Annotated in this window: 17 protein-coding genes; 5 read left to right on the top strand and 12 right to left on the bottom strand. The window is 53.7% G+C overall.

Annotated elements, in window-relative coordinates:
- Positions 1 to 132 precede the first annotated feature (132 nt).
- A complete protein-coding gene (locus MOY_RS16650) occupies positions 133 to 396 on the top strand; it encodes a diguanylate cyclase domain-containing protein (protein WP_082429667.1) in 264 nt (87 codons plus the stop codon).
- Between the two features lie 78 nt (positions 397 to 474).
- Positions 475 to 1,227 carry an EAL domain-containing protein gene (locus MOY_RS04200; protein ID WP_009096846.1) on the top strand — a complete coding sequence of 251 codons (753 nt, stop codon included), beginning with the start codon at positions 475 to 477 and terminating at the stop codon, positions 1,225 to 1,227.
- Between the two features lie 139 nt (positions 1,228 to 1,366).
- On the opposite strand, the gene MOY_RS17505 is transcribed toward MOY_RS04200, so the two are convergent.
- The 4 genes from MOY_RS17505 to MOY_RS04180 form a co-directional block, all read right to left on the bottom strand.
- Positions 1,367 to 3,364, bottom strand: a complete 1,998-nt coding sequence (locus tag MOY_RS17505; RefSeq protein ID WP_009096844.1) for a methyl-accepting chemotaxis protein — start codon at positions 3,362 to 3,364, stop codon at positions 1,367 to 1,369.
- 136 nt (positions 3,365 to 3,500) lie between these two features.
- On the bottom strand, positions 3,501 to 4,235 hold the full coding sequence (locus MOY_RS17745) for a methyl-accepting chemotaxis protein (protein WP_443134858.1): 735 nt from the start codon (positions 4,233 to 4,235) through the stop codon (positions 3,501 to 3,503).
- A 614-nt stretch (positions 4,236 to 4,849) separates the two neighbouring features.
- Positions 4,850 to 5,437: a DUF6436 domain-containing protein gene (locus MOY_RS04185; protein ID WP_009096841.1), complete on the bottom strand. Its 588-nt coding sequence runs from the start codon at positions 5,435 to 5,437 to the stop codon at positions 4,850 to 4,852.
- Positions 5,438 to 5,695: 258 nt separating this feature from the next.
- Entirely contained in the window at positions 5,696 to 6,286 is a 591-nt protein-coding gene (locus MOY_RS04180) for a Crp/Fnr family transcriptional regulator (RefSeq protein WP_158003265.1), read from the bottom strand.
- A gap of 511 nt (positions 6,287 to 6,797) precedes the next feature.
- Between MOY_RS04180 and MOY_RS04175 the strand changes: the two genes are divergently transcribed.
- Positions 6,798 to 8,525 carry a PAS domain S-box protein gene (locus tag MOY_RS04175; protein ID WP_009096837.1) on the top strand — a complete coding sequence of 576 codons (1,728 nt, stop codon included), beginning with the start codon at positions 6,798 to 6,800 and terminating at the stop codon, positions 8,523 to 8,525.
- Here MOY_RS04175 and MOY_RS16640 read toward each other — a convergent pair.
- From MOY_RS16640 to MOY_RS04135, 8 genes are all read right to left on the bottom strand, one after another.
- Positions 8,522 to 10,432, bottom strand: a complete 1,911-nt coding sequence (locus MOY_RS16640) for a PAS domain-containing hybrid sensor histidine kinase/response regulator (RefSeq protein ID WP_009096835.1) — start codon at positions 10,430 to 10,432, stop codon at positions 8,522 to 8,524. The genes MOY_RS04175 and MOY_RS16640 overlap by 4 nt on opposite strands.
- Positions 10,416 to 11,684, bottom strand: a complete 1,269-nt coding sequence (locus MOY_RS04165) for an EAL and HDOD domain-containing protein (RefSeq protein ID WP_235803671.1) — start codon at positions 11,682 to 11,684, stop codon at positions 10,416 to 10,418. Before MOY_RS04165 ends, MOY_RS16640 begins: the two co-directional genes overlap by 17 nt.
- A gap of 29 nt (positions 11,685 to 11,713) precedes the next feature.
- Positions 11,714 to 13,780: a response regulator gene (locus tag MOY_RS04160; RefSeq protein WP_009096830.1), complete on the bottom strand. Its 2,067-nt coding sequence runs from the start codon at positions 13,778 to 13,780 to the stop codon at positions 11,714 to 11,716.
- A gap of 1 nt (position 13,781) precedes the next feature.
- Positions 13,782 to 15,629, bottom strand: coding sequence for a response regulator (locus tag MOY_RS04155; RefSeq protein WP_009096828.1), 1,848 nt, complete (start codon positions 15,627 to 15,629; stop codon positions 13,782 to 13,784).
- Positions 15,619 to 16,149 (bottom strand): molybdopterin-dependent oxidoreductase, encoded by a 531-nt coding sequence (locus MOY_RS04150; protein WP_009096827.1) that lies wholly within the window; start codon positions 16,147 to 16,149, stop codon positions 15,619 to 15,621. The genes MOY_RS04155 and MOY_RS04150 overlap by 11 nt, the downstream gene beginning before the upstream one ends.
- Positions 16,150 to 16,496: 347 nt before the next feature.
- Positions 16,497 to 19,064 (bottom strand): response regulator, encoded by a 2,568-nt coding sequence (locus tag MOY_RS16635; protein ID WP_009096824.1) that lies wholly within the window; start codon positions 19,062 to 19,064, stop codon positions 16,497 to 16,499.
- Positions 19,065 to 19,110: 46 nt separating this feature from the next.
- Entirely contained in the window at positions 19,111 to 20,232 is a 1,122-nt protein-coding gene (locus tag MOY_RS04140) for an FIST signal transduction protein (RefSeq protein WP_009096822.1), read from the bottom strand.
- A 63-nt stretch (positions 20,233 to 20,295) separates the two neighbouring features.
- Positions 20,296 to 22,359 carry a two-component system response regulator gene (locus MOY_RS04135; protein ID WP_009096820.1) on the bottom strand — a complete coding sequence of 688 codons (2,064 nt, stop codon included), beginning with the start codon at positions 22,357 to 22,359 and terminating at the stop codon, positions 20,296 to 20,298.
- A 141-nt stretch (positions 22,360 to 22,500) separates the two neighbouring features.
- Between MOY_RS04135 and MOY_RS16630 the strand changes: the two genes are divergently transcribed.
- Positions 22,501 to 22,854, top strand: a complete 354-nt coding sequence (locus MOY_RS16630; protein WP_009096818.1) for an Hpt domain-containing protein — start codon at positions 22,501 to 22,503, stop codon at positions 22,852 to 22,854.
- Positions 22,855 to 22,910: 56 nt separating this feature from the next.
- A complete protein-coding gene (locus MOY_RS04125) occupies positions 22,911 to 23,618 on the top strand; it encodes a response regulator transcription factor (RefSeq protein WP_009096816.1) in 708 nt (235 codons plus the stop codon).
- The last annotated feature ends 242 nt before the right edge of the window (positions 23,619 to 23,860 follow it).

Raw genomic sequence — 23,860 nt, 5'->3', positions numbered from 1 at the left:
CCCGCCTGGGTCTGCCCATGGTTTGAGGAGGAGCCACGATATCTTCGATCTGTGCCCAGCCGTCATCAGAAATCTCGTAACGTCCGACCATTGTTTTCCCCTATGCTGCTTTTGCATAGGTAAAGTTAGCAGATAAGGCTTTTCGTACAAAACCTAGAGGATGAGCTGCTAGCCCGAATGAGCGGCGATGAGTTTGGCTTGGCTTTACGCTGCGACACAGACTTACTCGACCGCTTAACAACGGTGTTATCAATCATCACCACACATCAAACGATTAGTAGAGGCAAGACGCTCGCCATCACGGGCAGTGTCGACGTGACATTCTATCCAGAAGACAATACTGATCCAGACACTCTGCTACGTCACGCGTTTCAAGCCATGTTCCGCGCCAAATAGGAAGGTGGCAACCGCTACGCTATTTTCAATACGCGACATGAACAGGCGTTCCAGTTCACTCAACAGCGACGTAAGGAAGTGGCACAGGGTCTCGCTAACCAAGAATTCATCCTTGAGTTGCAGCCACAGGTGGATGCTAACACGCTCAAGTTAGTAGGCGTCGAAGCACTGATACGCTGGGACCACCCAGACGGGCGACGAGCGCCTGACACTTTCCTGCCCTATATAATTAACTCAACACTTGAGCACGATGTAGATCAGCGGGTCATTGAAGAGGCGATTAAGCTTCTCGCACAGTGGCAAGATCCACACGTAGATATCGACATCAGTATTAATATTACGCCGCAAACATTCGCCAACCAAAGCCTGCTCACCATGCTCGACAATGCTCGACAGCACTACCCCAGCGCTAATCTTCAACACTTACACATAGAGGTACTGGAGTCGGCGGCTATCGAAGAGTTAACGATTGCCATCGAGGTGATGAAAGCCTGTCAGCAGCGTGGAGTCAGCGTCGCGCTTGATGACTTTGGCACCGGCTACTCTTCCTTAACGTACCTTAAGTCACTGCCCGCTGATATTGTCAAAATCGACCGCAGCTTTGTGATCGATATGCTCAATAACCCTGACGACTTAGCCATTGTGGAAAGTATTGTTTATCTTGCTGAGCGCTTCGGCAAAACCGTGATTGCCGAAGGTGTCGAAACCGCAGCACACATCGAGGCACTGCGTAACATAGGCTGCCACATACTACAGGGCTACGGCATTGCAAAACCGATGGCATCCGACGCTTTAGTTCGCTGGACATCCCTTCACTTAGCTACCCATTAATGGCTGCGCTCATCATGACGTGTACTGGCATTTCTTGACACTGCCAGATCACTTTCGTGTTTTAAGGTTTGGAAGACAGCGTGCTCCCACGCCATCTTCGACTACATTAGACAAAAAAATCAAAGAGTTGAATTAAAACTCAAAATGCTTCCCACTCATCCTGGTGACTGGATTTCCCAGGTAAGGCTCCAGAGTGTTGAGCGCCATTTGCAGAGTTTGCCAAGCTTCGTGCCTTTGGGGCCGACGCAATAGAGCTAGGTACTGCTTGACCCAAGTGCTTTTTTCGGCTCGCGTCCAATACAAAGGCATTCAGCATGCTGTCGAGCGCCTGAGCGGCCTCTTGCATGTTGCTGGCCAGTGAGGAGCTCTGGCTCACCATGGCTGCGTTTTGCTGTGTCATCGTATCCATTTCGGTGACCGCAAGATTGACCTGCGAAATGCCCGAAGACTGCTCTTTTGTGCCTGCGCTGATCTCTTCAATGACGTCCGAGACCTGTGCCACCGAGGTTTGAATCGTTTGCATATTAGCCACCACGCGCTCTAAGAGCGCGCCCCCTTCCTGGGTGTGCTGCACCGACTCATCAATCAGCGTTCGGATATTTTTAGCGGCGTCTCCGGCACGGCTTGCCAAGTTGCGTACTTCTTGGGCGACCACCGCAAACCCGCGACCGTGCTCGCCAGCACGCGCGGCCTCTACAGACGCATTCAGGGCAAGAATATTGGTTTGAAATGCGATGGAGTCGATAAGGCCGGTGATGTCACTAATGTTAGCGGCAGAGGAGGAGATGGACTGCATTTTCTCCTCCATCTCTTGCATGCTAGCACCGCCGTCCTGGGCAGTTTTAGCTGTATTCAGTGCTAGTCTGTTTGCCTGCTCGGCTGCTTCTGCCGTGTGCGATACCGTTGAGTTGATCTGCTCCATGGAAGCCGATGTTTCTTGCAGGTTGGCGGCGGCTTGCTCGGTGCGTGTGGATAGCTCACCACTCGCTGCGGCCATTTCATTGCTGGATAGTAGAACGGCTTCGGTACTGCTTCTTACTTCTAACAGGGTTTTCTGCATCCGCTCGACAAACGCATTAAACTGCTTGGCCAGTTCACCGACTTCATCGTTGGAGTGTGCGGGCAGTCGCTGTGTCAGGTCTGCCTCGCCGCTGGCGATATCGGCCATTGCGACGGCCGTGTTCTTAACCGGTGCCAGCGTACGGCGAATGGCAATGCCTAAAACCAGTAGCAGCACGCCGACAATAATAGCGCTTTGTAACAGGAAAGAGCGCACCATCTGCTGAGTCACGTTCGTGAACAGCTGGTCGGGTGCGAGAATTGCTAGGTGCCAGCCTGTCTCACCCACATCTGACCAGAACGCCTGCACCTGCTCACCGGTGGGTATGCGCATACTGCCGTGTAACGATGGCTGGCTTCCCAGCTGGCGCGCCATAGTGTCCGCACCGATGTACCCTGCGGCTTCTGCCTCATGGATATTCAAATTCATCCTCAGATCGGCATCAGGGTGAGCGACCACACGACCTTGAGAATCAGTTAAAAGTCCGTAACTGCCTGCCCCTACATCAATACTTTCCATTAGTGTTGATATAAACGCCATGGAAAGGGTAATGCCTACCAAGCCAACACGCTCGCCGTTCTCGCTAACAATGGCGTTTACCATCACCGCGGTTGGCTCGCCGCTGACAAGTGATAGCACGGGGTCCGCTAATGTGCGCTCAGCGCGACCATTAACGACAAGGTCTTGAAAGTATTCCCGGCCTGAGACATCGGCGGTCGCCCCGGTATGGGTAACCGCATTGCCGCGTGAGTCTGCGATGAAAAACGACTCAATGGAGGAATCACCTGGGAAGCGGCTGGCCAGCCAGTCATGGTGGCTTTCAACCGGCACGCGCTGCTGCAGCTCAGACGATTGTGCAATACCCGCAAGCCAGCGCTGATAGCTGCCAAGCCACTGCTCAATTTCCGACGCTCTGGCTTCAACCTGTCGAATGGCGCCGTTTTCGACCAGCGGCGGAACGTCTCGATTAAGCTGATATTGAATGAATAAAAACAGGGCGACGAATCCCATCACTAAGGGTACGGCTGCTGCAATCAAGAGCTTCTGAGTAAGCGAGAGCGAGGCAGTGATTTTCATTAAGCGAGTCTCAAAGGATAGGTAATCCCAACCGCTGCATGACTACCTCTAGATATCCTTATCCACAGAGTGAGTTACCTATCAAATTGTGAGTGAAAGTTAGTTTTTCGTTATATTAGGTATTTAGATGAAACGACTATACGGCGGTTTCTCTTTTTAAGGCAACGGCTGTTTCTTCCATTTCAGACGATGTGCCGGCTAACTGCTCTGCTAGCAGATTGATGTCTTGAGCGCCCTGGTATAATTCATACGTTGCTTTATTGATTTGCTCAATGCCCTGCGACTGCTCTTGGCTGCTGGCGGCAATGCTGCGCACCAGCTGAGCCGTGCGCTCAATCGCGGGCACCAACGCTTTAATGCGTTCGCCGGCCTGTTCAGCCGTTGTGAGAGAGTGGGACGACGTATCGCCAATCTCTTGAGCGGCCAGCCGGCTGCCTTCGGCTAATTTACGCACCTCTGCAGCGACCACCGCAAAGCCGCGGCCATGCTCACCGGCTCTGGCGGCTTCTACAGAAGCGTTAAGCGCCAGCAGGTTAGTTTGAAAGGCAATGTTATCAATGATTTTAACTTTATCTGCGATATCGCGCATTGCCTGCAACGCTTGCGTGACAGCCGCGCTGCCTTGGTTGGCTTCATCCGCTGCCTGATTGGCGACGTGCTCGGTTTCCCGCGCGTTATCCGCATTTTGAGCCACCGTCGTGCTTAGCTCCTCAAGCGAAGCGGTGGTTTGCTCAACGCTTGCGGCCTGTTGCGCCGTCGAGGAAGAGAGCTTTTCTGAGGCTGAGGAGACCCGGCCGGATAGGCCCGCGATGCTCTCAATGGCTTGTTCTACTTCGCCCAGCAGCGCCGCACGCTGATGCTTTAATTCCATCGCCATTTGGTCGCTCTGTGCTAAAGCCTCCTGCGAGCGGATATACTCGCCAGCCATCAGGTTGGCCAGCACCACCAGCACCGCCGCCTCGAAGGCTAAGTATCCGCCGTGCACGAGCACCATAGTGAGGCTGGCTTCAGGCATTAAGTAAACGCCGGTATTCATGGTCTGCAACACGTGAAACCCAAGGTGGTGCACTACTGCAACTGCGGCGGCCACTACGATAACGCGCCAATCTCTGTAGTACAGCAGGATGGCAAGCAGTACAAACAGGCCAAAGTGTGCTTCAACGAGGCCATGAGTCTGATGAATGTGCAGCCCCGTCATCACCATAAAAGCAGCACCCATATATAGTCGCGTGAGCAGCGCTGCTCCCTGAGTATAGGTCAAGTAGCCGCCCAGCAGCACCGTAGGTAGGCTGATGATGGCGGCTTCTAGCCATGTGCCATACCAGCCTGCCAGCGCGAGCGCGAGAAGGCCCTGGGTGATCAGTATCTTAAACATCAGCCGGCTGGCATCGTCCCACTGGTCGCGAAAAATGTCTTGTTCAAGCGTGTTAAGCTGCATTTTTTCCTCTTATCTATCGAAAGATAGCGTTGTTATCGGTGCGGTCATTAGGAGCGTGTTGCCGGCCAATCACAGTAGCAGCCAAAGGCAGACAGATTCAGCCACGGCACTACTTCGCCCGGAGTCACCACGTCATTGAGAATAAGCTCAACGGGTGTGCTGTCACCGCTGGCACAAAATGCGCCATCGCTATAGGGCCCGAAGTAAACCAGCGTGCTTCGAGCGTCAAAGACAGCCGCCGACGGCGTGCTTAACCCCTCAAGCTGATCAACCACCACGGCACTTGATGCCTCGGGAAATGTGGCCAACGCTTGATCAACTAAGCTTTGCCTGGGCACTGCCAAGACAAATTCAATACCTTGACCAGTGTAAGCCTGCATGATTTCTTCAATGTGCGCTTGGCTAAAGCGACTGCAGCGACAGTCAGGGTTCCAGAAGTTGACAAGCCGTCCTGTGGCATTTTCCGGTAGAGGAGATATGCTAATCGCAGTGCTGGCCACTTCTTCTGGAAAGCGAGTGAACACCTCATCATCGGCAAATAGACGGAGGTCTTTATAGGCAAATAGCCAAAAAGCGATCGCGACCAATATGGCCCAGCACATCACCAAACTGATGCCCACTGTCTTAGGCTGCATGAAGCCCTCGCCTTAAATTAAAAAAATCTAAGCATAAGGTTAAAAAGAATATCATAGAAGATGTTTAATGCGTTCTATGTATATAGCTAATTTTAACTAGGCCTTTGTTATGTCGGCCAATCTGCTTCTAAACTTGTTACCTAAACACTATGTGTAAACCTCGACGATAACTCCGCTCTTACGCAGGGGTGATTCAACGAAAGCATCGTAAAAATATGGTGGATTTTACTTTCTGTAATTGGAAGTGAAGCCTCAAAACTACTCTGCCCATCTCTCCAGTTGATTCACATCCTTAATAGTGACGTGACGCTGTTGGAGGTCGATGATATTGGCTTGGCGTAACGCTTTGAGCTGTCTGCTGACGGTTTCAGGAGCAAGGTTCAGATAGCTTGCAAGTTCTGCTTGCATTAACGGTAGCGTGAAGTGGGTGGGGTCGTAATGCTGCTGGTGCTTTTGTTTAGCAACCGTTAATAAAAAGGCACTGATTTTTGAGCACGCCGTGGCATTTTGCATCAATGAGGGGCGCAGTTTGCGCTGCCGCAGGTGGTGCGACGTTTTTTGAAGCAGTTTTTTCTGGACGCTTTGCTGCTTAAGGCTGAAAACGGTAAGAAGACCATAGGGGATTTTGCACACAAATGAACGACTCCCTGCAATAAGGGCATCGTCTTGATAGGTAGCACCAACCCATTCCAGGCCGACAACATCACCGGGCCAATAAATATCTACAACTGTCGGTTTATGACTTAGCCCGCTTGTTTGAATCTGTTTTACCGCGCCGCCTCTAACCATATACAAGGCCTCAAACGGCGCGCCTTGAGGAGTGATAACGTGGTTATCTGGGTAAGGCATAGGGCGCTCTACAAGCTGATCAAACGTTTCCAACGCTTGCCGAGATAGCGCTCCGGGTAAACAGGTGCGGCGCAAACTGCAAACATGGCAGCTAACGTAAGCACTCCCCTCACGATACATATCGCCACCACATCGCAGCGCATAAAGTAGCGTTCACCCTTGCTGTGTACGTATATCGCATGCCGCCTGCATTTAAAAAATTATTGTTAACATCCATGCGCCACAGTTTACGTGGTGACGCTTTTTAGCTAGCCAGCTCAGAGCGTATCCTCTAGAAGTTTTACGCTATCCGCAACTCATTTAGGCCTTCGGATTCTCGCCCTAAGAAGCACTTTGAAGCAGTTTAAGCTCCTATTTCTCATTACCTGCTCAGCAATACGCATTCAGGTCGACGTATCGCAACTTTGAACGTGGACGATTTGTATTGGGCGAGTTTCTTGACACTTGTTCACGTTTTGACTCAGCGCCATATGGCATACTTAAGTTAGCCCCCATCAGCGAGGACCCATTTATGCTGACAAAGACCATCGAGAAGCAGGCGCTTGAACAAACTATCTTGGCATCTATTACGATTGATGAGCGAAACCGGGTTGTTTTTTTCAATGCCGCGGCGGAAACGCTATGGGGCTATGCGGCCAGGGAGGTGCGAGGGCAAAACGTGGCGATGCTGATTCCGCAAGAGATGCGGAGCCAGCACGATGGCTGGGTCAACCAGCACCGTCAAACCGGGCGAGATCGCATTGTGGGCAGTTCCCGCGAGGTGCAGCTAGAGCGAAAAGATGGGTCGCGGCTTTGGGTGCGGCTTTCACTCTCTAAGTTAAAACATCGCGGTAAAAAGTTTTATAACGCCTTCGTTCAAGATGTCACCGCAGAAAAAGAGGCACGTGAGAGCATTAGCCAAACCCTTGAGCAAGCCGTTGATGCCGTGGTTTCGATTGATGAAAACAACAACATTCAGTTTTTTAACGCTGCTGCGGAGCGTATGTGGGGCTATCAACGCCAAGAGGTACTCGGGGAAAACGTTAAGATATTGGTTCCCGATATTCACCACGCGCACCACGATCACTACATCGACCGTAACCGCACCACAGGCGAAGACCGGATTGTAGGCACGTTTAGAGAAGTGGAGTTTAACCGACGTGATGGTACGCCTCGTTGGGCGCAGCTATCGGTCTCTAAAATTCATCTAGATGGCCGCATTTGCTACACCGCGTTTTTAAAAGATGTCACTGAAGAGGTTAAACAGCGTAAAACCTTTGAAATTTTATCGCTGGTGGCCAATAAAACAAACAACTCGGTCATTATTACTGACCCAGAAGGCCGTATTGAGTATGTGAATCAAGGGTTTTCACGCTTAACCGGCTGGGGGTTAGACGAAGTGCGCGGCAGAAAGCCGGGCGATTTTTTACAAGGCGAAGAAACAGACCCCGAAACACGCCAACGTATTAGCCAAAAAATCCATCAACACGAGCCCTTTTACGAAGAGATCCTTAACTACGCAAAAGATGGTAGCAAGTATTGGATCAGCCTCTCGATTAACCCCGTTCATAACCCAGCGGGTGTCTTAGAGCGCTATATCTCCATCCAGGCCAACGTCACCGAAACCAAACAGCTAGCCCTCGCGTTCACACGTAAAATCAATGCGATCGGCGAGGCCATGGTGATTATTGAGTGGGGTAGCGAGTGGCAGCTCACCGAATCTAACCGAGCCTATGAGCGTCTTTTTGCGCATGACAGCGCTTACACAGAGGCATTTAAAGCGTCCTTAACACCGGACGTATTAGAGGCGATGGAGAAACAGGATGTCGTTAAGCACTCCGCTTCTTTTGCGGGGCCTGATGGGCCGCTGGCGTTCACGTGTTACTGGTCAGCGTTAAAAACCATTAGCGGCGCCGTTCAGGGCTACGTGGTGTTTGCCGCAGATATCTCCGATCAAAAATCGGCATACACCCAAACGCTTCAGGCAATGGATGACGTGCTCTCGTCGAGCCAGCAGATCTCTAGTGTGATTAACGCTATCAATAAAATTGCGACACAAACTCAGCTACTCTCACTCAATGCCACTATTGAGGCCGCCCACGCAGGCGATGCAGGCCGTAGTTTCGCGGTGGTCGCCAAAGAGGTGCGTCAGCTAGCGCTGAATGCACATACGTCTGCCGCTGAAATTTCTTCACTTGTGCAAGCCTCTCAAGGTCAAGTGAAACAGCTGGCCAGTGCGATCAGCCGTATTCAAGACTAAGACCCTGCGTAGCGCGCAAGGCAGCGCGCTAGCGCCTGAAGGTCGATAGGCTTATCTATGTAGCCGTTTACACCAGCGTGTCGAGCGCGGATGCGCTCTTCGGTGACCACGTTGGCTGAGGCGGCCAGGATGGGTAGCGTGTCGTGAAACTTGCGGATTTGACGCGTGGCTTCGAAGCCATCCATCACCGGCATCTGCAAATCCATCAGCACCACGTCAAAGAGCTGCGCTTGGCAAGCCTGCACTGCTTGTTGCCCATTGTCTACCAGCGTCACGTGAACGCCTAAACGGGTAAGGAATTTATTCAGCAGCTTTTGATTAATGGCGTTGTCTTCGGCTACCAGCACGCGCATACCGGTGAGCGCTACCGGCTTATCGAGTGCATGACTGTCTTCCGGTGGCGTCGAAATAGCAGGTGGCAGTGTGACGCTAAACGTAAACACGGTGCCTTTACCAGGCTGTGAGGCAACCGAGATATCGCCTCCCATCAGTTTGGCCAAGCGCTGGCTAATCGTCAGACCTAAGCCGGTACCTCCATACATACGCGTGGTGGAGGGGTCGGCTTGTGCAAACGCGGTAAATAGCTTCGCCAATTGTGCACGCGTCATGCCAATACCGGTATCACTCACGCAGAGGCTAAGCCGGTACTGTTGGTGTTCATCTTGTTGGCCGCTTAGCGACACGCTGATGCTGCCTGACTCGGTAAATTTCAGCGCATTGCTCACTAGGTTTGTTAACACCTGCTGGATACGCAGCTCATCGCCGAGCAGCATGGTGGGAAGCTCGGCATCGAGATGGGTCTCAAAGCGTAGGCTTTTTTGCTGCGCGCTATGTAAGAAGAGGTCTTTCTGCTGCTTCAGAAGCGCTGCAAGTGCAAAGGGACGTGGCTCCAGCTCCAGCTTCCCCGATTCTATTTTCGAGAAGTCCAAAATATCGTTCACAATCCCCTGTAACAACACAGAGGCCGACGCAATGCTTTCTATGTACTCGCGCTGCTCATCATTCAGCGGTGTGCTGTTTAACAGCTGACTAAAACCAAGTATCGCGGTGAGTGGCGTGCGTATTTCGTGGCTCATATTGGCGACGAACTGGCTTTTCGCAAGGCTTGCCTGCTCGGCTTTCTCTTGGCGCTGCTTGCGGTCGGTGATATCCGTGGCAATCCCCACTAATCGGCGCTGTTGAGGGGGCAGATGTAGACGTAACGGCACTTTGGTTGTTTGGAACCAGCGCTGTATGCCCTCCTGGTCGGTGAGTGCCTCTGCAGGAATCAGTTTGATTTGTCCATTCTGCAGCACTTCGCGGTCAGCCTGTAAAAAAGCCCCAACTTCATCTTCGGTAGGAGAAAGCTCGGCATCCGTTTTACCAATGATACTGTCAGGTGCGCCGCCCATGGCCATATTGACGCTGTAATTTCCCAGCAGGTAGGTGCCTTCCCAATCTTTTACAAAAATAGGATTAGGAATGACGTCGATGACTTGTTGTAAAAAGTCTCGATCTTCCTGCGCCTGGGATTCCATGGCCAAACGCTGGGTCGCATCGCCCCCTGAGGCAAAGACACGTCCCTCAAATGCCCGCGCCTGCCACTCCAAGGCGTGGTATTCACCACGAGCATCGATGAAGCGGTGTACAAAGTTGATGACCGGCTCACCTTTTGCTAACCGCTCGAACGCGGCCAAGGTCTCGGCATGATCATCAGGATGCAGGTAGTCAAATGCGCTGTGCCCCACCACCGCATTTGGCGCATAGCCTAGCGTGTTTCGCCAGGCGTCGTTGACGCGCAAAATAACGCCCTGGTTATCGGTAATGGCCATTAACGAGAGCGATACTTGGAAAAACATCTCCAAGTCGCGGTGCAGGGCAGTTTGCTCGTGGTGGCTGTTTGAGTTGATACTATTGTTTTGAGTCATGCGCTGCTCCCCATGACCCTGATACCGGCTCTGACCCAGAAGAGTCGCTCAACAACGCTTCTGTCCATGCCACCGCAGCAAGGTAGTCTTCGTTAAAAAAATCAACTAGGGCGCTATTAAGACCACTCACGTCTCCCACCTCAAATCGCTCAACCAACGAGAGCAGGCGGCCCAGGTTACCTTCACGACTTATCAGTGCCTGTTTCACGTCCTCTTCCAGTGGGATAGAGTCCACTAGTTCTTCCACAGAGGCACCTTCAACACGACCAATCAGTGACAAAAGTCCTAGCGTAAACGCCACGTCACCCTCAACATCGCTCAGGCGGCGGGCGATATAGCGACAAATCGCGGCACGAATAATCACCTGGCGCAGCTGCAAGCGCTGAACCGGGTCATTGCGTGACAGCGTCATCGTCATCACCATGGACTTCAGGCGCCGTGTGCCTAAAAGCTGTATTGCTTCCCGCAGACTGCTCACGGGTCGCACTAGATTGGCATGGGCAGCGGTATTGAGCTGACGCAGCACTAAATTACACAGGTGCGGGTGCTGCGCCAGCAAGCTTTCCAGCCTAGCTTGGTCAGGGTCTGAGCACGCCAGCTCCGCCAGCAGCTGCATTTCGGCGGCCGGGTTGCTGGAGCGTCGCGCATTGAACGCCTGCACGTGGTTAGGCGGTGAGAACACATATCCTTGGAAAAGCTGAAACCCTGCTTGTTTGGCTTGCTCAAGCTGGTCACGCTGCTCGACAAACGTGGCAATCAGCGTAAGGCCTTCACCCTGATAGCGAGTAGCGCGCACGTAGGCATCCTCACGCCTGATATCGACCTTTACAAAATCCGCCACGACCATAAGTGCTTCACCCTGCTGGTCCAGCAGAGTATCGTCCAAACAGATACGAAACCCCTGCTCTCGCAGGTTGGCAAGCCTTGTGATCATTTCGTGCTGCTGGCTTGGCTGATGGAAAAGCTGGGCAGGAATATCCGCTACGAGCTGCTGGGGCGATAGCGGCATAATCTCGGGGTTAATCACCCACTCACTGGTGGCATTAAAAAACAGCTGGCGGCTACCCACCAACGCTTCTAAGCCCACCTCGTAAAATGCTGTTGAGCAAGCGCGCGCGGTTGCCAGCAACGGGTCATCGATATCCGCATGACTCGCCCCTGGCTGGGCGCGGTACAGTAGCTTGTCTGCCACATGGAGAAAGCGCCTATCACAGATGGGCTGAAGCGCTACGCTATAGGCGTCAGAACTCACCAATTACCTGTCTCCCCATACCTGTTTATCTATGACGTTTGCGTTAAGTGGTGCTCAAGCACGTGTTGCAGGCGCTCTATATCGACAGGCTTGGTCATATAGTCGTTAAAGCCTTGCTGTAAACCGCGCTGAATATCGCTGTCACTGGCATGTGCTGACACAGCGACAACGGGCAGATGCGCCGTGCGGTGATTAGCCCTGATATGTTTTAGGGCGGCATAGCCATCCATACCGGGCAAACTAATATCCATCAGTACAAGGTCATACGCATTAGCGTCAAGCTTTTCAAGCCCCTCCTCTGCCGAGCCTGCTAGGTCCATACGCCAATGCCCGCGCGACGCGATGATTTTTTCCATAAGCCGCTGATTGATGCGGTTATCTTCAACATATAGCAAGCAGCGAACGGCCCTATCACCCGCCCCAAACGCAGTGCCTTGTTTGTCACCGGTATCTGCCGCTGGCGCTAGCGCGCTAGCGGGTAAGGCGCGGCATAGCCAGAGCGTAAAACACGCGCCTTTCTCTAGCGCACTCACTAAGGTGATGCGCCCGTTTAGGCTCTTTGCTAAGTGGTTGGCCAAGCTTAGCCCCACGCCTGTGCCTTCTACCACGCCCATACCCGCATCAAGGCGATTAAAGGGGACAAAGACAGCCTCATGGTGAGCCGGGGCAATCCCTTTGCCTTGATCGGTAACGGCAATGCCAACCTCTTGCTCCCCCTCAACTATCGTAAGTGCGACCTGCCCACCGTCGGGCTGAAACTTAATGGCATTGCTCACCAGCTGATGAAGAATACGCTGAATACGCAGCCGCTCCCCGTTTGCCCATACAGGGGTGGCAAGGTCACAGATGATGAGAATTGCCTGCTGTGCTGCCAGCGGTTGAAAATGGTGTATGACATCGTCAATGACGTCGGTCAACTGCACCGGCATTTGGGGCACGGGTGAAGGCGCTTGACCTAAGTGCGCAAAGTCGAGCAAGTCGCTGATTTGTGCCAGTAACTGCTGGCCGCTTTGTACAATATGTTGGGAAAACGTGGCGACTTTGGGCGGCATGTCGCCCTTTAACCGCGAGAGTAACTGCGCATAGCCCAAAATACTGTTAAGCGGCGTGCGCAGTTCATGGCTCATCGAGGCCAAAAAATCATTTTTGGCGCGGTTGGCACGTTCAGCATCATCACGGGCGGCCTCCAGGTGGCGCACCATCTCTTCACGCTGGCGGCTATCGCGGTACAGGTTAATTAGCAGGCCACAGGTCACCAGAAAGGGCTTCAACTCATCAGCCAGCGTCGTGCTATACCCTTGGCTGGCATTGGCGACGCCAATCATGCCAATAAGCTGGTCGTTGTCGTAAATAGGCAACCCTAAAAAGTTGTAGATCGCAGGGTGGCCCGGCGGAAAGCCACCCCGGTGGGGGTGCTGGTTAAGTTCATTCGTTAAGACGGTTTCACCGTGGGCAAAAACGCGCCCTAAGAGACTCTTCGGGTTGGAGAGCATCATCTCCCCTGAGCGCAGCTTTTCCATAAGCTGACGCGACTCCTCACTCCAAGAGAGGTCTGAAATGGCATGAATACGTAGGCTGGGCACTGCATCGGCACCGCTTACCACCTCGCCAATCAGTGCATATTCACTGTTGGTAATGCGCTTTAACGCATCCAGAATAAACGTCCATCGCGCGTCTTCTTGTTGCATTTCACGGTAGTTCGCCACCCCTTGGCGAAAGACTTCCAGCTGCGTTTCTTGCCGCACTTGCTGCGTTCTCTCCTCCAAGGTGAACATAACCCCATGATGAGCGTAGCAAGGCTCGCCCAGCGCGGTACCGTGGAGGCTAAAGTGCCGCCCTCTAACCGTCGTCTGCACCGCTTCCAAACGGCCACCTTGTTGATAGCACTGCCACAACACTTTTAACGGATGCGCAAGCGGAACCGGCATTGCAAGTACAGCCTCATCAAATGAGCCTGGCGCTTGCTTGAGCGCCATCAGTTCACAGGCAAGCGTATTGGCTGCCCAGCACTGTCCGGCTGCTGAAAATGCCATGGCGGCGTTGGGCAACCCTTGAATACTGTCGCAAAGTAGCGTGGTGGCGGCGTACTGGCTCATATCAATCACTTTGTGCCCGTAAGTGCTGTTGAATAGCACGACATAACACTTCGGTTTTAACAGGCTTAGTAATCACATCCTGCATGCCAGCATCTAGACAGCGTTGACGGTCTTCAGGCATAGCGTTGGCCGTCATGGCTAAAATTGGCAAGGTCACCCCCCTAGCCCGTAACTGGCGTGTTGCTTCTACGCCATCCAGAACGGGCATTTGCATATCCATCAATACAAGGTCAAATGCTTCGCTCGCCATTCGCGCCAGCGCCTCTTGGCCGTTTTCAGCCACTGCCACCGTATGCCCCATTCGGGTTAGCTGCTTACGCGCCAACATTTGGTTAACGGGGTTGTCTTCTACCAGCAGCAGGTGGCCCTGCAACCTGCTCGCTTCCTCGGCACTAGGCACCACAGCGGGTACCGGATTTGCGGCGTTCAATGTCAGCTTAAAGGAGAATCGGCTGCCCACCCCTGGCGAACTCTTTAGCGCAATACGCCCGCCCATCGACGCCACCAGCCGCTGGCTAATCACCAGCCCAAGACCCGCCCCTTCACGACGGCGAGCCAGCGAGCTATCGACTTGAGAAAACGGTTTAAACAATTTCTTTTGCTGCTCCTGGCTCATACCGCAGCCGCTGTCAGTGATACTGAACAGCACCGTGATATGCCCGTTAGCCGCTTGCCCAGACACCTTGAGGGTAACGCTGCCTTCCTCAGTAAATTTAAATGCGTTATTCAGCAGGTTCATTAAGACCTGGCGCAGTCGGTCGGGATCTGCCTCCACCCAGCCAAGCGGTGCAGGTACCTCGCAGTGAAAAGCCACCTGGCTATGTTCAGCGCGCAGTCGGTAGCCGGTGCTCAGCGTCTGTAAAAATTCATCGAGTGAAAAGCGCCGTGGTGACAGCGTTAGCGTTCCGGCAGCAATTTTCGAGTAATCCAGAATATCGTTAATCACGGTGGAGAGCGCATCGGTGGTTGCACGCAGCGTATTGAGATACTCGCGGCCCTTGGCCGTTCGCACAACCTCTTGCTCCAGCAAATCCGTTAAGCCAACAATGCCATTTAGCGGGGTGCGGATTTCGTGACTCATCACGGCCATAAAGTCGGACTTTGCCTGACTGGCCTTTTCAGCCTGCTGCTTAGCGGTATATAGCTGGACGTTGGTTTCTGCCAGCGTGCGCTGGCGCGACTCCAAGGAGAGCCGCTGTCGGCGCAGCTGAAAGATCAAAATCAGCCCTGCTAGCATGGTGAGCGATACCAGCAGCAGTGAAGCGCGTATTAGCGTCTGTAGGGCTTCTCTATCGCGCTGTCGCTGGCCCGTAAAGTAATGGTTGGCCTGCAGGGCAAGCGCCCCAGTGGCTCTTTGAACATTGGCCAGGGTATGGTCAAGCGAATCACGCTGCTCGGCTATTGAGGCGGGCGTGAGCGCGGCAATTTGGCTATCCAGCGCTTTAATCGCCTGTAGGATGTCATCGACAGAATATTCACGCATCGACACCTTGCGTATCAGTTCCGCCACTTGACCGCGATCGATCACTTTCAAACGGCTATACAAAATATCGTAGGCCAACAGCAGCTCTGCCAGGTTGTCTGGCGTGGCGCGCAACAGCGCAACGCGCACCGCTTGGGTTTCACGATCGAGCTGATAAGACGCCCACAAGGCGTCCTCCAGAAGCCGCTTATCCGACGACTGGTGTTTGTGCAGGGCAATGCCACCCAAGGTCAAGGAGGCTAAAAACAGCAGGCCAATGCCCATCACAGACAACAGGCGCTGACGAATCGCCGACTGCAAAAACGTAAGAAATCGTCCCATCATGCTGTCGACTACCTGCGGTTGAAAGCGCCGCTCAGTCAACATCGACAAGCAAGCGCGTCACTTGCCAGGCCGAACGGGCGTAAATGGTTTCTTGGTGTAAGCTGCTATCGCTATCAAATGGGTAGATCACAAAGACAGGGCCGTGCTCACGAACACTCATCGGCGTATCGTTAGCGTGGGTGGCAAAGATAACGTCATAGATATAGAAGTCCTCCACCGGGATTTCGACTTCATAGCCATTGATGGCGACTGCAATCACCGTCTGGGCTTCTTCTGCACCCACAGCTTGCAAGACAGCGCGCGCCAGCGGCCCTGTAAAATGCAGAGCTTCATCGTGCCAAGGGGTGGAGGTGATGGTGGTGTGACGTCCTAACGCCTCCAACATGGCATGGTCAAAGACCGCCTCGTCCGCTTGATTGGTTACGCTAATCTGGCCGCTAACGGTGAGCACGGCTGGGCCATCAGGGGCTTCTAAGGCAACGCTGGGCATGCTGGCCGCCAGCAACAAAAAGGCCGTGCCTGCTAACCATGGTACATGACGCATCATACGCTGTGAGACCATTATTCTTACTCCCCCAAGGTTGAGCCGCTCTGCTGACGGGACGTTTAGTGATGGCGCGAGCAGTGCGTTTGACGTGCCATGCTCGCTTTTTCAGCGGTGGATATAGCACGTCATTAAATGAGTCAATTAACCAGTTGGTAACATACTGTATTCAGCCACCAGTGGCTGCAGGGGAATTGCAAAGCTTTGCAAACACTGCCTTTGTAAACATCTCCTTTGCAAGCATAGCCTTTGTAAAAACTGTCTTGGCGAACATTGGCTTTGCCAACACTGCCATATTGTGTGCCAGCGCTAACACACCTTGGTAGAAAGGAGGGAAGGTGAAAGCGCCGAACCGCCTAACGCGTTTAAAGCACTTCTTGCAGCGCAGACTCCAAGGCAATCAATGCCTGTGAGAGCGCAGCGACGTGCGGTTCCAGGGGGCTATCAGCGCGGTTATCGGACGTTAGCGCCGTTAATAGCGCTTCGGCACTGCGCTGGGCAGGCACGGCAACCAGGTTTTCTAACAACGCAGAGAGTGACGCCAGCGGCATCTCTAGGCGACCCATTTGGGACGGCTCAACAAGCGCCTGCTCACAGCCTAAGCGTACCTGACGAAGCTCCGTTAGCACCAAGCGCATCAATGGCTTAATGCGCTGCGCATTGCCACCCAGCAGGGAAACGGTGGCCGGCCAGTCTAACGCTTGAGCATCCGCTTGAGGCGGCTCGTTTGTGCCAGGCTCAGAGAGCGCACTGTCATCCGCCAGTGCTAAAAAGCTTTCCAGCGTCATGGCCTTAGCAGCGGGCTGCAAGGGCGTGGTGGGCGGCGTAGACGGCGGACGATATACCCGCCCTATTTCGCTTCTCAAGCGTTCTAAATTAATCGGCTTGGTGAGGTACCCCTGCATGCCTTGGGCGAGGTAGTGCTCCTGGTCACCCTTCATTGCGTTGGCCGTCAGGGCAACGATCGGCGTTGGCGGTTGACCATGCTGTTGTTCTAACAAGCGGATAGCGTGTGTAGCCTCTACGCCGTCCATCACCGGCATCATAATGTCCATCAAAATAACGTCAAAGCGCGTTTCCTGGCACTTGTCTAACGCCTCCTGTCCGTTATTGGCCAACTCGCAGCGAGCATGCAGCTTGTCTAATAGCTTCAATGCCAGCTTTTGGTTAATAGGGTTATCTTCCACCAGCAGCACCGAGAACGGCAGCTGGGGCAGCAGCGGTTCCTCTACCGTATTGGGTGACGACAGCGGGGCAGCGTGTGTAGCGGTTTCAGAAAGCACGTTTTGCAGGTCGTTCAACGTCAGTGGCTTAGTGAGATAGCCAGGAATCCCCAGCACCTGGCAGCGCCGCGCGTCCCCCGTCACGGCTGATGACGTCACCAAACGCAGCTGCTCAGGCACCACCTGTTTCTCTTCGATCAGCCGCGTGGCTAACTCATAGCCATTCATCCCCGGCATGTGGACATCAATCAGCACAAGCGTGAACGGTGGCTCGTGGGGGGCTAGCTGGCGCAGGCGAAACAGCGCTTCAGGACCGCTGCTAAATATCTCAACGTCTACCTTGAGGGCTTGCAGCATTGCGCTGACCACCCAGCGATCAACGGGTTCATCTTCGACGTACAGTACGCGGTGGTGACGCGGATCAAATCGCAGGACCGGGGTAGATTCCGGTGCCGATGCCAAAGCGAGCGGCACCGTAAACGCCATACAGGTACCCTGGCCGAGCAGGCTAGACGCTTCGATGTGCCCTCCCATCAGCTCCACCAGTTGGCGTGTGATGGTGAGCCCCAGGCCGGTGCCTTCAAATCGACGGTTAGCGTTGCTATCAACCTGCTCAAATGCCTCAAAGACGCTGGCTAGCTTATCCTCCGGTATACCAATGCCTGTATCCGTGACGCTAAAGGTGAGCCATACCGCCTCGTCTGGCTGAGGCTCCGTCGAGAATGGCGCCAGGCGAATGTCCAGCTGTACGCTGCCCTGATCGGTGAATTTAAGCGCGTTCCCCAGCAAGTTGGTGAGCACCTGCTGGAAACGCACCGGGTCCAGCATCACGTAACGCGGCACTCCCCGCCCCAAGTGGTATCGAAGCTTAACGCCTTTAATCAGCGCTCTGGGCGCTTGCGCTTTAATCACTTGCCCCAGGTAGGCGTAGAGGTCGACGCTTTCCAGGCGTAAATCGAGCTTATTGGCTTCGATCTTGGAAATATCCAGCAGCAGGTTAATCATTTCCAACAAATGTTCCGCACTCAGCCGCGCAAGGCTCAGGTACTCCTGCTGCTCTTTTTCAAGCGGTGTCTCCAGCACCAAATCGAGCATACCCATCACCCCGTTCATGGGCGTGCGAATCTCATGGCTCATGTTGGCCAGAAACTGGCTTTTCGCTACGTTGGCGCTTTTTGCCTGTTGAACTTGGTGCAGCAGTTCCTTTTCGTAAAGACACGCTCGGGCAGCGTTGGCCAGCTTCTCCATAAGCTTGGTCAACGACATAAGTAGACTGTGCGAAAACCCTTCACCTTTACGATAAAGAATCAGTAAACCGAAGTGGGGCAGCGACATTACATAACGCTCTCCTGCACCATCAAGGTCACAGACCCGCATGGGCAAGCTCGACGTAAAGGCGGCTTGCTGATCGTCGGTTTCAGGCAGGAGCAGACCATCGATAAACGCCAGATGTTCCGGCTGCCGTTTAAGCGTGCGCGGAATACACAGCGCGCTGTGCCACTCCAGCGTACCGGTGGTGTGTGGCAGTGCCGATGTGCTTTGCGGTACGGTGCTATTGTCTTGTGCATAGCTGAGTACGCAGGCACTAACGCAGTTAAGCACACGCGCCATGGTGCTCACGCTCTGTGTGAGCATCGGCAACAGCTCTAGGCTTTGCCCGATCGACAGCGAAATTTCGTAAAGAAGATCGCCTTCTGCCAGCTTATTCACGCGATATCCAAGAGAGTGTTGATGGTGTAACGGGGTATATCATGGATTAACCCAGCGCGCCTAGCACCACGGTCTTGTTATAAAAGGCGAGATAATCGCTACCGCTATTGGCGATTTCCCCCAGGGTAAAGGCGCCAAAGACATTCTGACCTCGGCTGACCTCCTTCAGCTCATGGGTAATCATGTCGTCTAGAAAAAGTACGCGAGAGATACAGTCAATCAGCAGCAAATCAACCTGCGCCCCCGGTGCCAAATGCGCCGTAGCCTGGCGATGGGCACAGGCGGCGGCTCCCATCAGCGTTCCCGGATTGCCATGCAGCAGCGTCACGCGACACCCTTCCGGCACCTCTCCTACGCAGGTAATTTCACCCTGGGCATTCATCATCAGTGGATCGCGCACAATCAGCTCAGCATCGTAGCGGGCAATACCTAACGGGTAAGACTTAGCAATCGAGAAGAAGTTATCCGCACTGATCAGCTGACCACTATGGGCGCTTATCAGACGCGCATAGATCTGTGCAGCAGGCTCCCAGTCAATACTCTTCACCACATTACGCTCGCTACTGGTGACGGTGAAGGCATCGCTGATGGGCTTCCAACCGTGGGCAACACCAATCACGCTCGGCATCGGTAGCCGTACAACAAGCGCAGCATCCTCTTTTAAGCCTATAGGCGTAATCAGGCAGGGCCGCTGTACAAAACTTAACGACCCAGCGCCGCCGCCAATAAAGTTGTGCTCCAGCCCGAACGTAAAAAACAGGCTTTCAACAAACGCGCTAATACGCGACGCCAAACCATCTACCACGACAAAATAGGTCTGCGGCCTCTCGTCTTCCGGCCATGTTGCTTCCAGGTCGGCCAGCGCCTCTTCGAACTGCGTTTGCTCAGCGCTTAATCCCTCTACCACGCCGATGCTTGGCGCACTGTTCAAGCCGACTAGAAGCGTTCCCTGACGATAATTCGCGCCTTTATAGGCAATCTGTGGGAAAACGCCACCTAACACCGGCAAGTGCGACGCCTTTAAGCAGGGGTCTACCGCGCTGGGCGTCCAGCCATTATCGTCACAGGCGAGGACCAAAATCGCTTGAACATCCTCTTGAGATGCCAGCGTCTGCAACGCATTAGCAAATCCTTTTACCGTACCGCTGGCATCAAAGTGTTGTTGCATATCGCTACCTTTGTTCGTCGATATTGCGCTTTCATCAGTGGATGGCGTATAGATGACCCACGTTCAGCTCGCCGTTACGCTAACCAACTGCTGCTGCAAGAATGCCTGGCATGCCGCTGGCTCCATCGGCCTTGCAAGTAAAAAGCCTTGTACTTCGTCCACATCCAGCGCATCCAGGTAGTCGAGCTGACGCTGGTCCTCAACCCCTTCGGCAATGGTTTTCAATCCCAACCCTTGGCTGAGCGCAGTAAGTGAGCGCACAATCGCGCGGTTCTGACGGGACTGGGCAATCTCAACAATGAAGCTGCGGTCAATTTTTAAGGTATCCAGCGGGAAGCGCAGCAAATACTCATAGGACGAGTGCCCCGTGCCAAAGTCGTCAATGGCCAGCCTAAACCCCATCCCCTTGAGCTTATGTAAAATCGCCAGTGTCGCCTGCGGATTGCGCATGGCGGTACTCTCAGTAATTTCCAGCTCGAACTCCTGCGGCTTGTGGCCATAGCTCGCCGCATGCCGCGCGATATGCTCTGCAAGCCCTGCTACCTCAAACTGACGGGCAGAAATATTGATGCCCATCACCACCTGGATTCCCTGCTGCTTCCACTGGGCCAGCTGGCGGCTCGCCTCTTTGGCGACCCAGTCCCCCACGTCAATGATCAGCCCACTCTCTTCTAACAGCGGGATAAAATCAGCCGGTGAGATGACCCCACGGGTCGGGTGGCGCCATCTCAGCAGCGCCTCAACCCCCACATAGCGGCGGCTTACAAGGCTCTGCTGGGGCTGGTAAACCAGGAAAAACTCATTGTTATCCAAGGCTTTTCGCAGGTCATTCTCCAGGCTCAATGCATCGACGTTCTCAAAAGCATGCGCGCTTTCGTATAGCAACAGCGTTTGATTGCCACCCTGCTGACGGCAAAACCGCTGCGCTAACAGGGCCGAACGCAACAGCTCATCACCGCTATGGCCGTTGCTTGGAAAGAGGCTAACGCCAGCGGTGAAGTCGACAAATATCTCTTCGCCTTTAAGGCAGTAGGTGCCTGCGAGTGGCAAAAATTTGTCGCGGCAAAACACCGGCGCATCGCGCTCGTCAAGATGAGGCATAGCGACGGCAAAGGTGTCAGCTTCTAAACGGCATACCAGTGCATCCGGCACGCTCTGCTTTAGACACTGAGCAAACATCACCAACAGCTGGTCGCCAGCCTGAATCCCCATCGCATCGTTAATGCGGTGCAGGCGGTTAACGTCGATCACGCTCACCGACCAAACCTGCTGTTTTGCACTGCTCAAGCGCTCATTGAGCAGGTTAAGAAACAGCCGACGTTTAGGCAGGTCTGTCAGCTCGTCGTGCTCTGCCAGATAGAGCGCTTTATCCTCAAAGGCACGTAGCGCGGTGACATCTTGAAAGGCACCGATCAGCTTGTGCTCCTCGGTTTTGGCCGCGCTCTGTAAACGTAGGATGCGCTCCTCGTTGCCCAACGTCAGCGTCACTTCAAGGTTAATACCCTCGCCACTGCGCTGGGCTGACACCAAGGCGGCCTCCAAACGTAAGCGGTCTGTCTGCCCAACCAGTGACAGCAGCGCTTGGCCGCTCTCCGGCAGAGTCTCGCAGCGCAGCACCTCTGTGGCTCCCTCTGACCAGCTCAACGTATCGCTTTGCTCGTCCCACTGCCAAAACCCCAGGTGCGCTAAGCGGCATGCGCTTGCCTGCTCAATTTGTGTTTCGCGTAGGGCTTGCTCGCGCGCCGCACCGCGCAGGGCGTATTTCACCCTTTCAGCTAACAGCGCAAGATTAATTGGCTTGGTGATAAAGTCCGTGGCCCCAGAGCTGAACGCTTGGTCAATAGACGCCACATCGTCCGAGCCGGTCAGCATGAGCAGCGGCTTATCGCGGTTACGGCTACCCGTTTCGCCATTGCGTACGGCTTGCACAAACTCAAACCCATTGCGCTCCGGCATATTGACATCAACCAACACCAACGCAGGGCTGTGCTGCACCATCAGCGCTAGCGCGTGTTCCACACCGGCTGCCTGCACCACGTGGTAACCGCGCTTTTTTAGCCCTGACGATACCAACAGGCGCAGCGTAGGATCGTCATCGATGACAAGCAGCGTTTCAGCAGGCGCCATACTTACCTCTATTATTTAGGATCTTTAAGAATTACTTTACGCTGTCGAACTAGTTAAATGTGTGAATCTTTGTCAATATCGCCATGGCGGTTAAAGTTGCGACCGCATATGCCCAATACCGTCGAGAAGAGAGCTTTGCTTGTGACACTACCTCTAGAATCCTTGCGAGAATTTGATATCGACGCTGGTCTTGTATATGCCGACGGCGATCAAGAGCTGTATCTTGAGGTGTTGGCGATGTTCCATGAGCAGCTTACCACCGAGTTTGCTGGTCTGCCCCAACGGCTAAGAACTGACATCACTACCGATTTAGCACGTCAAGCACATACACTTAAAGGATCAGCAAGCTCAGTAGGTGCTACCCATATTGCAGCGGCTGCACAGGTGATTGACCAGCAGATTAAAGAGGGTAAAACCTCTTTGGAGGTTGAGCTGCTGGACCGGCTACACGCATCCATTCAGTCAGCGCTTCACGAGCTCAACTCTGTCTTATAGCCACAGGCACCCGTCACTGTATCCGTGCACTAGGCGGTGGGCGGTAAGGTAAAAAGATGCATATTGGTATATTAGAAGACGATCCAATCCAACGACGCTTCCTCGTCTCGGCACTTAAGGACTGGGACGAACCACGGATTCAGTGCGATAGCTTTGAGCGTGCAAGCGAGCTTTTGAAAGCAATGAGCAAGCAAACCTTTGATCTGCTGATTCTCGACTGGTTCCTACCGGATGCCGACGGCATGCAGCTCATGAAGCGCTTGCGTCAAGATCTTGGCTGGCCCGGCCCGGTGCTTTTTATTACCGCCAGCCAGGGTGAAAATGATGTTGTGATGGCGCTCGAGAGTGGCGCTGATGACTTCCTTACCAAACCCATACGCCCCGCAGAATTACGTGCACGGATATTCGCACTCGCTCGTCGTGCCGGACTTAACAAAGACATTAGCGACGCCACCCAGGCATTTGGCGCTTACACGCTAGCGCCGAGCCACCACACCATTACCGTAAACAACACGCCCGTTGAGCTCACGGCCCGTGAGTATGAGCTTGCTGCGCTTTTTCTCTCCCACCTTGGCCAGCTCTTCTCCCGACAGAACATACTGGAAATGGTGTGGGGGGTGCGCGCAGACCTCTCCACACGCACAATCGACACGCATATCAGCCGCCTGCGGAAAAAGTTATCGTTTGACGGCACTTATGGGCTGCAGCTTAAAAGCGTCTACAAGTACGGCTACCGCTTAGAACACAAAGAGGTAGCGGTCTAAAGCCAGAGATCGACCGGCGTCACGCTAGCTGTTTGTCTTATATTCCAGCACCTGACACTCAGTGGTTTATCCACAGATCGGATTGGAGCTAGGTTTTGTACGAAAAGCCTTATCTGCTAACTTTACCTATGCAAAAGCAGCATAGGGGAAAACAATGGTCGGACGTTACGAGATTTCTGATGACGGCTGGGCACAGATCGAAGATATCGTGGCTCCCCCTCAAACCATGGGCAGACCCAGGC

It is taken from the genome of Halomonas sp. GFAJ-1, assembly GCF_000236625.2.
Taxonomy (GTDB): domain Bacteria; phylum Pseudomonadota; class Gammaproteobacteria; order Pseudomonadales; family Halomonadaceae; genus Vreelandella.
This window is presented reverse-complemented; position numbering and strand designations above follow the sequence as displayed.

What these genes read in the sequence shown, in the direction of transcription:
- MOY_RS17505 (WP_009096844.1), bottom strand. Translation starts at nt 3,364, where the DNA reads ATGAAAATCACTGCCTCGCTCTCGCTTACTCAGAAGCTCTTGATTGCA.
- MOY_RS17745 (WP_443134858.1), bottom strand. Translation starts at nt 4,235, where the DNA reads ATGGAATTAAAGCATCAGCGTGCGGCGCTGCTGGGCGAAGTAGAACAA.
- MOY_RS04185 (WP_009096841.1), bottom strand. Translation starts at nt 5,437, where the DNA reads ATGCAGCCTAAGACAGTGGGCATCAGTTTGGTGATGTGCTGGGCCATA.
- MOY_RS04180 (WP_158003265.1), bottom strand. Translation starts at nt 6,286, where the DNA reads ATGCCTTACCCAGATAACCACGTTATCACTCCTCAAGGCGCGCCGTTT.
- MOY_RS04175 (WP_009096837.1), top strand. Translation starts at nt 6,798, where the DNA reads ATGCTGACAAAGACCATCGAGAAGCAGGCGCTTGAACAAACTATCTTG.
- MOY_RS16640 (WP_009096835.1), bottom strand. Translation starts at nt 10,432, where the DNA reads ATGACTCAAAACAATAGTATCAACTCAAACAGCCACCACGAGCAAACT.
- MOY_RS04160 (WP_009096830.1), bottom strand. Translation starts at nt 13,780, where the DNA reads ATGAGCCAGTACGCCGCCACCACGCTACTTTGCGACAGTATTCAAGGG.
- MOY_RS04155 (WP_009096828.1), bottom strand. Translation starts at nt 15,629, where the DNA reads ATGTTGACTGAGCGGCGCTTTCAACCGCAGGTAGTCGACAGCATGATG.
- MOY_RS04150 (WP_009096827.1), bottom strand. Translation starts at nt 16,149, where the DNA reads ATGGTCTCACAGCGTATGATGCGTCATGTACCATGGTTAGCAGGCACG.
- MOY_RS04140 (WP_009096822.1), bottom strand. Translation starts at nt 20,232, where the DNA reads ATGCAACAACACTTTGATGCCAGCGGTACGGTAAAAGGATTTGCTAAT.
- MOY_RS04135 (WP_009096820.1), bottom strand. Translation starts at nt 22,359, where the DNA reads ATGGCGCCTGCTGAAACGCTGCTTGTCATCGATGACGATCCTACGCTG.
- MOY_RS04125 (WP_009096816.1), top strand. Translation starts at nt 22,911, where the DNA reads ATGCATATTGGTATATTAGAAGACGATCCAATCCAACGACGCTTCCTC.